Source organism: Saprospiraceae bacterium, assembly GCA_016713025.1.
Lineage (GTDB): Bacteria > Bacteroidota > Bacteroidia > Chitinophagales > Saprospiraceae > OLB9.
Window position 1 is genome coordinate 255,754 of record JADJPZ010000004.1, and the last position, 12,327, is coordinate 268,080.

4 protein-coding genes are annotated in these 12,327 nt (G+C 38.2%); 3 read left to right on the top strand and 1 reads right to left on the bottom strand.

The window, feature by feature from the left end:
* The first annotated feature begins 5 nt into the window (after positions 1-5).
* The 3 genes from ftsZ to IPK35_07595 all read left to right on the top strand — a co-directional run bounded on the left by ftsZ (position 6) and on the right by IPK35_07595 (position 11,432).
* Complete coding sequence (gene ftsZ / locus IPK35_07585) at positions 6-1,439, top strand: cell division protein FtsZ (GenBank protein ID MBK8053118.1); 1,434 nt, start codon at positions 6-8, stop codon at positions 1,437-1,439.
* Positions 1,440-1,903: 464 nt separating this feature from the next.
* Positions 1,904-7,444, top strand: coding sequence for a hypothetical protein (locus IPK35_07590; protein MBK8053119.1), 5,541 nt, complete (start codon positions 1,904-1,906; stop codon positions 7,442-7,444).
* A complete protein-coding gene (locus IPK35_07595; protein ID MBK8053120.1) occupies positions 7,359-11,432 on the top strand; it encodes a hypothetical protein in 4,074 nt (1,357 codons plus the stop codon). Before IPK35_07590 ends, IPK35_07595 begins: the two co-directional genes overlap by 86 nt.
* A gap of 353 nt (positions 11,433-11,785) precedes the next feature.
* On the opposite strand, the gene IPK35_07600 is transcribed toward IPK35_07595, so the two are convergent.
* Positions 11,786-12,199 (bottom strand): BrxA/BrxB family bacilliredoxin, encoded by a 414-nt coding sequence (locus IPK35_07600; GenBank protein ID MBK8053121.1) that lies wholly within the window; start codon positions 12,197-12,199, stop codon positions 11,786-11,788.
* Positions 12,200-12,327 lie beyond the last annotated feature (128 nt).

Consider the following 12,327-nt stretch of genomic DNA (forward strand, 5'->3'; position numbering starts at 1 on the left):
CAAATATGAAATTCGATATTCCAACAAATGAAAAATCAATAATAAAAGTTATAGGTGTAGGCGGAGGTGGCGGAAATGCAGTGGGACATATGTTCAGACAAGGTATCACCGGTGTTGATTTTGCCATATGCAATACAGATGCACAAGCAATGGAAAGTAGTCCTGTCACAGTCAAAATTTCACTCGGTCCCAACCTGACAGAAGGTCGTGGAGCTGGAAGTATGCCGGAGGTGGGTAAACAATCATGTATTGAGTCTATAGAAGATATCCGAAACTGGCTCCTGGATGGTACCAAAATGCTCTTTATTACAGCCGGAATGGGAGGCGGCACGGGTACCGGAGCTGCACCGATCATCGCAAAAGTGGCAAGAGAAATGGGTATACTGACTGTTGCCATCATCACTCTGCCTTTTAAGTTTGAGGGATTGAGACGGCAGCGTCAGGCACATGAAGGTCTGGAACAACTGAAGAAAAATGTAGACTCGATTCTGGTGATCAGTAATGACAAGATGAAAATGATCCATGGCAATCTGGCACTTTCTGCTGCATTTGGTCAGGCGGATGATATTCTGACCACCGCAGCAAAAGGTATTGCCGAAATCATCACTGTTCCGGGTTATATTAATGTGGACTTTGAAGATGTCAACACGGTCATGCGCAATAGTGGAGTTGCTATCATGGGTAGTGCGATGGCTGATGGCGATGATAGAGCCACCAAAGCTATCAATGCGGCTTTGAGCTCTCCATTGCTGGAAGATAACGATATCAGAGGTGCCCAGCATATCCTACTGAATATCACATCAGGCACGAAAGAAGTGACTATGGACGAGATAGGCGAAATCACTGAGCATGTACAGGAAGAAGCGGGATATGGTACTGACCTGATATGGGGTAATTGTAAAGATGAATCGTTAGGAGAAAAACTGATGATCACTCTTATAGCAACAGGTTTCCGGGAGGGTAGTACAAAAAAACGAGATATAGTACCCGAAAAAGTAAAAGTCGCATTAGAAAGTGAAAGGATAGAAAGTACATTTGTCGAACAGGATTACACGGTATTTGATTTTGAAGAAAGTCACTCAGAAAATGTGGTTGATTTCGATCAGGATGATGTAAAAAATACAATAAATATGCTTGGTGTAAAATCCGATGACCCTTTTGTATCTAAAAAAGGAATTCTTTCTGAAGAACTCCGCAAGAAAAGTGAAGCAGATGCAGCTCGCAGAGAATATCTTCGGAAGAGCAACAGCAAGCCCTTAGACAATCCAAAAATCATTTCAGATATGGAAAATGTCCCGGCTTACGCAAGAAGAAATGTAACCCTTGATGAGACGCATAAGAATAATGGTCGTCAGAACTCCGGCTATACAGTTAATATGGATGATGACAATAATGCATTCTTGTCAAACAATTCATATCTGTACAATAATGTTGATTGATGTTTAAAATAAGAGTGATTCCGGGAGTTAAAATGCTCCCGGAATTTTAAAAAGAATATCTCTGATATCGTTTATATTAAAGACAACTTTGTCACAACCTGAAGTAGAATAGAATCCAGAAGAGAACCGCAAAAGCGGCAATAGATTGATGTATTTCAGTCTTTTCAATTACGGATTTTCGTCTTTATTTATAAACTTTTTTTTGAGATTGGTTTATTAATTACAGGTCCATGGCTCCCCGCCTGGACCTTTTTGTATTTACAGATATATGTCCCCGGCATTCATTTTAATTATATATAGCAAATATTATATTATTGAAAATTCAATTTTATAAATATTTGAAAAATTATGAAATAAATATATCATAATTGCATATATATTATAAAATAATATTTATTTTTGTCCATTAATAAGGTCTTTACAGATGTAATATTTATATTATATCTCACACTAAAACTCAAAATATGAAACTCATTTCCTCGCTTACACGAAGGTATCTATCATTTGTGGTATTTTTTAATCTGTTGTTATTCAGTAAATTAACTGCTCAATCCCAATCTGTTTGCCCTATCGGAGTTGGTACTGAGCCTAAGAAAAATACAGAATTAAGACCTGGAGCTTTATTTAATGAAATCAGATTTGGTTTATCTCCTGCATGGTCAAATTTGTCACATATGAAGTTTTCCTATAACAAAAAAGCGGAAATGACACTGAATGGGATTATCAGATCTCGTCAGATAATAGGAAATAATTTTAAATTTCAAATTCCTGAGGGAGCCACTATCAATGGAATCATGCTTATGGTAGAAGGAAGTTCAAAAAACTATAAGAATATTGATGAACTGGAAATTTTTCTGGTAGGTAAAGATGGTGAGCCCAAAGGCCAAAATAAAAACAATGAGGCCAAACTCCAAAAAGCCTGGAGTAAAAAATCTGACGGTGAGGATCACTCCTGGATGTATGGATCAGGAAAAGATACCTGGGGCACTGCGTGGACTCCAGATGAAATCAATGATCCGAATTTTGGCTTTCAGATTCAGGTCAGAAATATTGACAACTCTATCAACAGTGTGGCAATTGATCAGGTCACCATTTTAGTTGACTATACTCCTGCATACTCCTTTTGTGATGATAATTGCCTGACGTTCTATATAGATAAATATGACAAATATGGTTCATACGTGTGGATTCCTCCAAGTGGCTTCAGACTTGTTTCTCATACTTTTAACCATCAAACTATAGACCTTAAAGTAAACGAAGCATCATATGGACTGTACAATATTTGTGTAAATGTATATGATAAAACTGGAAAATTTGTTGAAAAATGTTGCAGAAACTTCCTATATCAGGACTGTAAGTCATCAGAGATGGAAGGAATAGTTTGGTCTGACTTGAATGACAATGATATAAGAGATGCTGAGGATAGAATTATCGCTGGTTCACCTGTTTATTTGTACACAAAGGATCATAAACCAGTGGATACTGTATTGACTGATGCCTATGGGAAATATCGGTTTGTGATGGCGGAGTCAGGAGTATATTATATCAAAGTTCCGGCCGTCACTGATAAAAAATTTGTTCTATTTTCTAATCTTGATCCGGATAATAATAGCGATATAACCAATGCTTTTGGTCCCGGAACCACAGATTTGATCCATGTTGAAATCGGAAGAAGATACGAAGGAATCGATTTAGGTTATAAGCCAGTTGTTACTATTGGAAATTATGTGTGGGAAGACAATAACTATAACGGCCTCCAAGACGAGGATGAATTGGGATTAAGTGGAATTAAAATATTTCTTCTAAAGCAAAATTTGACCATAGTTGACAGTGTGGTTTCTGATCAAAATGGATTGTATAGATTTGCAAATGTAAATGCAAATAAATATAGAGTGAAATTTTCAACCTTGTCAGGTTTCAGATCAACATGGTTCAATAATAGTGACAATGAAAAAAACAGTAAAGTAGATTCAACAGGAATAACAGGGTTGCTAACATTTATTGATTCAGGAAGCAGACTAAATATTGACGCGGGGTATTACAAACCTGCCACTATAGGTGATTTGGTATGGGAAGATAAAAATGGAAACGGACTTATTGACGTAGATGAATCAGGAGTGCCAAATATTAAACTTACGTTAACTGGTCTGGCAGGTGATGGGCAGAGATTGAATAAAGACGTATTCAGTTCAAACGATGGCAAGTACTATTTTTCTAGTTTACCTCCGGGTAAATATGATATAACAGTGCAACCTGGTGATGATTACGTATTTACAACTGTCAATGCAGGAGCCGATAACATTGATAGTGATGTTGTCAACGGCAAAATAGCGGACATCACCTTAAAGAGCGGTGATAGTTTACTTAATTTTGATGCAGGGATTTACATGTATGCCAAAGTAGGGGACTATGTGTGGGATGATAAAAATGCAAATGGCATTCAGGATGTGGGAGAATCAGGTATACCCGGAATTTCTATTACACTCTCTCAAATACAGAATAACATAAAAGTACCTGTAAAGACATTTACAACAAGTCAGGATGGTTTTTATTTATTTGATTCATTAATGCCGGGAAGGTATTTTATTACTATTCAAAAACCTGAAGAATTTAATTTGACTCCTTTAAAGATAGGTATAGACGAGACTAAAGATAGTGACTATGCCGAGAATGAAGGAATTTCTATCATACTAATGAGCGGAGAAGAAAACAGTGATGCTGATATTGGTTTATTCAGGCTTGGTAAGGTGGGCAATTTTGTTTGGGAAGATAAAAATGCCAATGGCATCCAGGACATTGGCGAATTTGGAATTCCCGGAATTAAAGTAATCTTAGCCGGACGGGATTATTTAAAAGATACTTTAACTGATGCAAACGGACTTTATTTATTTGAGAAGCTAAAACCAGGCAAATACCAATTAAGTCTAAATGCATCATCTGACATTTATGTATTTACTTTGCCAAATATTGGCATTAATGATGCCAAGGATTCTGATGTTGTAAATGGGTCCATACCTGCATTTACCATTGATGGTGGACAAACAGATCTTTCCAGAGATTTTGGTTTAGTAAAGTACTTAGAAATAGGGGATTATATCTGGGAAGATCAAGATGCCGATGGTATTCAGGATGCTAATGAACTTCCTATAGCTGGCATTGAAGTTAAGTTACGTGGAACCTCGTTTGAAAAAAATGTAATTGACTTGAAGGTGACTTCAGATGCTCAGGGAAAATATTTGTTTAATAAAGTATTACCAGGTAAGTATGATCTGAGTATTAGTATTCCTTCGGCTTATACACCAACAAAATTTTCAAAAGGTGAAAATCGAAATTTGGATAGTAATCTTCCTGAAAACGGACGACCTTTTACTATAGAAATCGCAGAAAGTGTAGATGATCGGTCTATAGATTTTGGTCTTATACGTTTGGGAAATATTGGCGACCTGGTTTGGGAAGACCTCAATTGCGATAAACAAAGACAATTGAATGAACCTGGATTGGCAGGAGTCTCAGTTGTGTTATCAGGTCGTGACATTTTTGACAATGAAGTGAATAGCCTCCAAGTAACGGATGCATTGGGACACTATAATTTTAGTTCTTTAAAACCCGGAACTTATACTGTGACAATCACAACTCCTCAGGGCTTTGAAAGTACCGAATCTCTTGTAAGAGTCATCACAATATCTTCAGGAAGCTTAATCGAGAATATAGATATACCTTTTTTCAAAAGAACTTCTGTAGGAGATTTTGTGTGGGATGATGTCAATGGGAATGGCATACAGGATACAGGTGAGCTTGGGATAAGTGGTGTATCTGTCACATTATCAGGAGTTTCGGATGCGATATTTGCTCCAGTTGCCACTACTACCAATGTATCAGGTCAGTATAAATTTGATAACCTGAAGCCCGGTGTTTATACCTTGAGATTCGGTGATATAGCAGATTACAGATTTGCTGATCGCAAAGCCGGCAATGAAGTAACTAAAGACAGCGATGTGGACAACTCAGGTGTGACCGGCAATATCGACTTAGTTAGCGGCAGTCCGAGGACTGATGTCGACGCGGGATATGTCAGTACTTCCACTGCAAGCGTCAGCGATTTTGTTTGGGAAGATTTGAATGGAGATGGTTTACAGGATACCGGAGAGCCGGGTATATCGGGTGTTACAGTGACTTTGGATGGCATGAGTACCTCAGGTAAAAATATCACCAAATCAGTGGTAACTGACGGTGGAGGAAAATATAAAATCGACAGTCTTCCGGAGGGTCAATATCGGGTGACATTTTCATCCTTTACTGGCTACTTTTTTACCAAATCCTTAGGTATCGAAGAGAGCAGGAATTCAGATGCAAATGAAGTCACGGGTCAGACAAGTGTTATAAACTTACAAAAAGGACAAAGACTGGAAACCATAGATGCCGGATTGTACAGACGCACGTCTGTAGGAGATTTTGTGTGGGATGATGTCAATGGGAATGGCATACAGGATACTGGTGAGCTTGGGCTAAGTGGTGTATCTGTCACATTATCAGGAGTTTCGGATGCGACATTTGCTTCAGTTACCACTACTACCAATGTATCAGGTCAGTATAAATTTGAAAACCTGAAGCCCGGTGTTTATACCTTGAGATTCGGTGATATAGCAGATTACAGATTTGCTGATCGCAAAGCCGGCAATGAAGTAACTAAAGACAGCGATGTGGACAACTCAGGTGTGACCGGCAATATCGACTTAGTTAGCGGCAGTCCGAGGACTGATGTCGACGCGGGATATGTCAGTACTTCCATAGGGAGCGTCAGCGATTTTGTTTGGGAAGATTTGAATGGAGATGGTTTACAGGATACCGGAGAGCCGGGTATATCGGGTGTTACAGTGACTTTGGATGGCATGAGTACCTCAGGTAAGAATATCACCAAATCAGTGGTAACTGACGGTGGAGGAAAATATAAAATTGACAGTCTTCCTGATGGCCAATACAGAGTGACATTTTCCATACTGCCAGGCTACTTTTTTACCAAATCCTTAGGTATCGAAGAGAGCAGGAATTCAGATGCAAATGAAGTCACGGGTCAGACAAGTGTTATAAACTTACAAAAAGGACAAAGACTGGAAACCATAGATGCCGGATTGTACAGACGCACGTCTGTAGGAGATTTTGTGTGGGATGATGTCAATGGGAATGGCATACAGGATACAGGTGAGCTTGGGATAAGTGGTGTATCTGTCACATTATCAGGAGTTTCGGATGTGACATTTGCTTCAGTTACCACTACTACCAATGTTACAGGTCATTATAAATTTGAAAACCTGAAGCCCGGTGTTTATACCTTGAGATTCGGTGATATAGCAGATTACAGATTTGCTGACCGCAAAGCCGGCAATGAAGTAACTAAAGACAGCGATGTGGACAACTCAGGTGTGACCGGCAATATCGACTTAGTTAGCGGCAGTCCGAGGACTGATATCGACGCGGGATATGTCAGTACTTCTATAGGGAGCGTCAGCGATTTTGTTTGGGAAGATTTGAATGGAGATGGTTTACAGGATACCGGAGAGCCGGGTATATCGGGTGTTACAGTGACTTTGGATGGCATGAGTACCTCAGGTAAGAATATCACCAAATCAGTGGTAACTGACGGTGGAGGAAAATATAAAATTGACAGTCTTCCTGATGGCCAATACAGAGTGACATTTTCCATACTGCCAGGCTACTTTTTTACCAAATCCATAGGTATCGAAGAGAGCAGGAATTCAGATGCAAATGAAGTCACGGGTCAGACAAGTGTTATAAACTTACAAAAAGGACAAAGACTGGAAACCATAGATGCCGGATTGTACAGACGCACGTCTGTAGGAGATTTTGTGTGGGATGATGTCAATGGGAATGGCATACAGGATACAGGTGAGCTTGGGCTAAGTGGTGTATCTGTCACATTATCAGGAGTTTCCGGATGCGACATTTGCTTCAGTTACCACTACTACCAATGTATCAGGTCAGTATAAATTTGAAAACCTGAAGCCCGGTGTTTATAATATAGTTTTTGGTCAGGTAGCTCTTAAAAATTTGACATCTCCCAAAGTTGGAGCAGATGATGGCAAAGACAGTGACCCTGTGTTGGGAGGTCATGTTTCCAATGTAACATTAGTTAGTGGGGTGCAACGAAACGATATTGATGCGGGTTATGTACCAATTTCAACGGCAAGTATAAGAGGGTTTGTGTGGGAGGATTTAAACGCCAATGGTGTACAAGATGCTGGAGAACCGGGAATATCAAATGATACTGTGAGTTTGAAAAGAGAAGACGGTAATTTTTCCGGAGGATTAGTAACAGTTATTTCAGATCAAAACGGTAGATATATCTTTTCAAATCTTGCTGCAGGAAGTTACACAGTAATTTTTGGCAGGCCTTCAGGTTTCGAATTTACAGATAATGATAGGGGAGATGATGCATTTGATTCTGATGCACTGGCACCTGCAGGTAAGACTTCTGTATTTACAATTGGTTCAGGCCAGAGTTTATTAAATATTGATGCCGGGCTTTTCAGAAGGGGTAGTCTTGGAGATTTTGTGTGGAATGACTCTAATGGCAATGGCCTCCAGGAAGCGAGTGAATCTGGATTATCAGGAATAATGCTTACTCTAAAAGACGAAACTAATAGTGTTATTGGATCAACTAATTCTGATATCAATGGTAAATATCTTTTTTCAAACATTAAGCCTGCAAAATATAAGATTGAAGCTGTTTTACCTAAAGGGTATACATCTGTGCCTATTAATCCGCAGGATCTTACATTAAATTCTGATTTCTATCCATCTGATTCGTTAGCGAATACTGCTTTGATAACTGTGCTATCCGGCATTCAAAATTTGGACATAGATCTTGGCATTGTAATTAAGTCCAGAATTTCAGGAATTGTTTGGAAAGACTCCATTGGTAACGGCTTACGTGAAGAAATTGAGCCAATGATGGGCAGTGTGGTTGTCATATTATTAAATTCCACCGGAAGTGAATTGAAAAGAGATACAACTGATTCAAATGGAGCATATTTATTTAAAGATATTGAAGCCGGGACCTACAAAGTAAAATTCGCAATTATGCCGGGTATGTTTTTCACTTATCCCAACGTAGGCAGCAATGATTCAAAATCATCTGACGTGATAGATCAGTCGGGTGTAACATCTGAATTTTTAGTAATGGAGGGTCTGGATATGGCAAATGTCTGTGCAGGTTATGTCAATAGTAGTTCAATCGGTGATTATATATGGATCGACGAAAATAAAAACGGACTTCAGTCATCAGATGAAGTCGGACTTAACGGAGTGAAAATATACTTATTGAATCAATTGGGTATAGTGATAGATTCGACTACTTCAAATATTAGCAATTCCGGTAGTGGATATTACAGTTTTTCAAATTTGATTTACGGTCAGTATAGTGTTAAATTTAGCCTACCAGCAAATTTTGACTTTACTATGCTAAATAGCAGTGATACTTTATTAAATTCTGATATTGTAGATGCAGCGACAGGTAAAACAAGCACTTTAACATTATTGCCAGGTCAAATGAGGAAAGATGTTGATGCAGGGTATACATTAAAGGCAGCTGTCACAGGAACAATAAATGGCATTGTTTGGCAGGACAATAATAATAATAAATTTCGAGATGGGGCTGATTCATTGCTTTCGGGAATCACTGTCTCACTTTTTAAAAGAGATAGAACATTAGTAGCAACTACACTTTCCGGGCCTGATGGAAGTTATTTATTTTCACAAGTTGCTTTTGGTGATTATTTTGTTTCAGTACCCTCGATAAGCGAAAAGATGTTTGTCTTAAAACAAGGAAATCCAGTACAAAATGGAAGCCAAATATCAAATTTTTTTGGTGCAGGTTCTACTGATTTAATCAGTGTTTTGCCTGGCAGTACCGTATCAGGAATTGATTTGGGATACTCCAGAAAAATTACTATTGGTGATTTTGTGTGGGATGATTTGAACAATAATGGTTTGCAAGATACAAACGAACCAGGGATTGGAAATATCATAATTTCATTAATCAATGAAGCAGGGGTGATTGAAAAAACAACAACTTCCAATGATTCAGGCCAATACACTATTTCTGATATTGGTCCTGGCAGGTATAAAATAAAATTCTCATCAAAATCAGATTATGTTTTTGCAAAACTAAATTCAACAGATGATGGCAAAAACAGTAAGGTAAACCCCACTAACGGGGAAACTCCACTGCTTGATTTTCTGACATTGATTACCTATACAAATATAGATGCAGGGTATACAAAAGCAGGGTCTGTTGGCAGTCGTGTGTGGCTGGATCTCAATGGAAATGGAATATTTCAAAGCAATGAACCTGGTATTCCTGACATTAAAATCAAATTGTATTCTGAAGATGGATCTTTAGCTGATAGCACAACAACCGGCCAGGATGGTACAAGTTTATTCTCTGGATTTTATACTTTTTCTAAAGTCAGGCCAGGAAAATATTATATTAAATTTGAGATTCCATTGACTTATATCATATCGGTACCAGATGTTGGTGGAGATGAAGATGTTGATTGTGATATTACAGCTACGTTTGGCCCTATGACTACAGATTTATTTGAAGTGTCTGGCCATCAGTTTGTCAAAAATATTGATGCTGGAGCATATAGACCTGCTACTATCGGAGATAGGGTATGGAATGATCTTAATATGAATGGTATACAGGAATCAGGGGAACCAGGCGTGGCAAATGTTAAAGTGAGTCTGTACAATCAGAGTGGCATCTTGCTTGACACCACAAGGACAAATGGTCAGGGGATTTATTCTTTTATGAACCTGAGGCAAAGACTCTACTACCTTCAGTTCTCTTTGCCTGATGGATTTCAGTTTACAATTCAGAATGCTCCCGGAACCAACGAAGATGACAGTGATGTAGACAATACAGGTACTACTCCATTGATTTCATTAGCCCACGGCAGTAACCTGTTACAAATTGATGCTGGTATTTTCAGATCTTCAGCGCGTATCGTCATGGGCAAAGTATGGAAAGATGGCAATGAAGATGGGATATGCAATACAGGTGAGACTTATGAAACCGGAGTGAAAGTTTATCTCAAGGATTTAGCCACTGGTGAAGTCAAATCTTCCATCACAAACCACGCTGGTAGATATGCATTAATTACAAATAACGTGGGTGAACATCATGTAGTAGTTGAAGCACCTGAAGACTTTGTATTTACTGAAAAAGGTATGGGTAACGATAATGAATCTGACTCTGATGTCAATGAATTAGGTATATCTGATGTACTTATGCTTACTGATCAATATGCAATGAAATACATTGATGCGGGGTATTATTACAAAGTAGTTTCCAGTCTGAATGGTAAAGTATGGAAAGATAAAAATAATAATGGACTTAGAGATGATACCGATTCATTAATGCAAAATGTGGTCGTTTTTCTATTTGACAAATCACGCATATTCGTAAAATCTACTAAAACAAATTCCGCTGGAGAATACTCCTTTAAATTTTTAGATGCGGGGCAGTATTACTGTCGAATACCTGAATTTTCAGATATGAGTTTCGTTATGTTTACTGGCAATAATCAAGAGAAAGACAGCGAAATAACCAATCAGTTTGGTGTGGGTACATCAAGGTTGATCACTATAGATCCAGGTACTCCTTTTAATAACTTTGATTTTGGATATGTTGATTTAAATAGGCTGGTAGTTTCTGACCCTAAGCGTATAGTTCAGTATGAAGTATTTCCAAACCCAGTGATCAATGAAATCAGAGTTAAAGTACCTTTGGATATTCTGATGAAGACCCAATATAATATCATCAATAATGTGGGAATGGTCGTGAAGTCAGGTACTATCGATGGTGAAAGTGAAATTTTGGAGACAGGTCATTTGCCTTCAGGCAGATATGTGATTCAGTTCTTCAATGAAAAGGAAATGATTTTAAAGACTTTTATAAAAGTTGATAATTGATAGTTTAATTTGCGTTTTATCGAGGAGTTGATCTTGTTGGGCAGTTGTGAATGAAAGACAAAATCGAAATATGTGGAGTTCAGTTAAGTTCTGGATAGATCGTGTCATGGATGTAGTCTGGGTATTTATATGTATATGACAAATTAGGAATTTTCAGTTTTCTTCTGAATTAATTGCTATAAATTGGAAGGATTTTGTGGTTCGCCTCAATCTTAACTTGGCTGGCTCTACTGGGAATGACCCTGCCTGAGAAAGAACACAGGCAGGGATAGCTCAGAATAAATTAAAAATATTTGTAATATGTTATATACACAAGATCTTTTATTAAGACACTTTTATAGAGCAATCAGATATTAACAATAAACGTCAAATGCATGAGCAAGATTGTCAGCAATCACTCTGGCTGAGTTGCCTTCTATATGTCGTCTTTCAAGCATGTGTACCAATTTTCCATCTTTAAACAGAGCGATGGCCGGAGATGATGGAGGATAAGGTAGTAGATAGTCTCTGGCAATTTCTACTGCTTCTCTGTCCACACCGGCAAAAACTGTCACCAATTTGTCCGGTCTTTTATCACTTTGAACAGCCATTTTAGCCCCGGGGCGAGCATTTGCCGCTGCACATCCGCAGACAGAGTTGACTACCAAAAGTACAGTTCCTTCTTTTTTGTCCAGTACTTCAGACACTTCATCAGGTGAAGTCAATCCTTCAAATCCGAAATCTGTTAAATCTTTTGCCAGTGGTAATGTTAATTCAGGTGGATACATATTATTTGAATTATAATTATTATTTAATAGTTTTTTAAACATGAGTGGATGTAAAAAGTTTAAAGTTGTGGGTTATTGAGTGTTTTTCATGAGACCACATATAACAAATTGCACAAATTAGTAAAGCC

Bases quoted from the DNA above. Each gene is read 5' to 3' on its own strand.
- IPK35_07590 (MBK8053119.1), top strand. From the start codon at position 1,904: ATGAAACTCATTTCCTCGCTTACACGAAGGTATCTATCATTTGTGGTA.
- ftsZ (MBK8053118.1), top strand. From the start codon at position 6: ATGAAATTCGATATTCCAACAAATGAAAAATCAATAATAAAAGTTATA.
- IPK35_07600 (MBK8053121.1), bottom strand. From the start codon at position 12,199: ATGTATCCACCTGAATTAACATTACCACTGGCAAAAGATTTAACAGAT.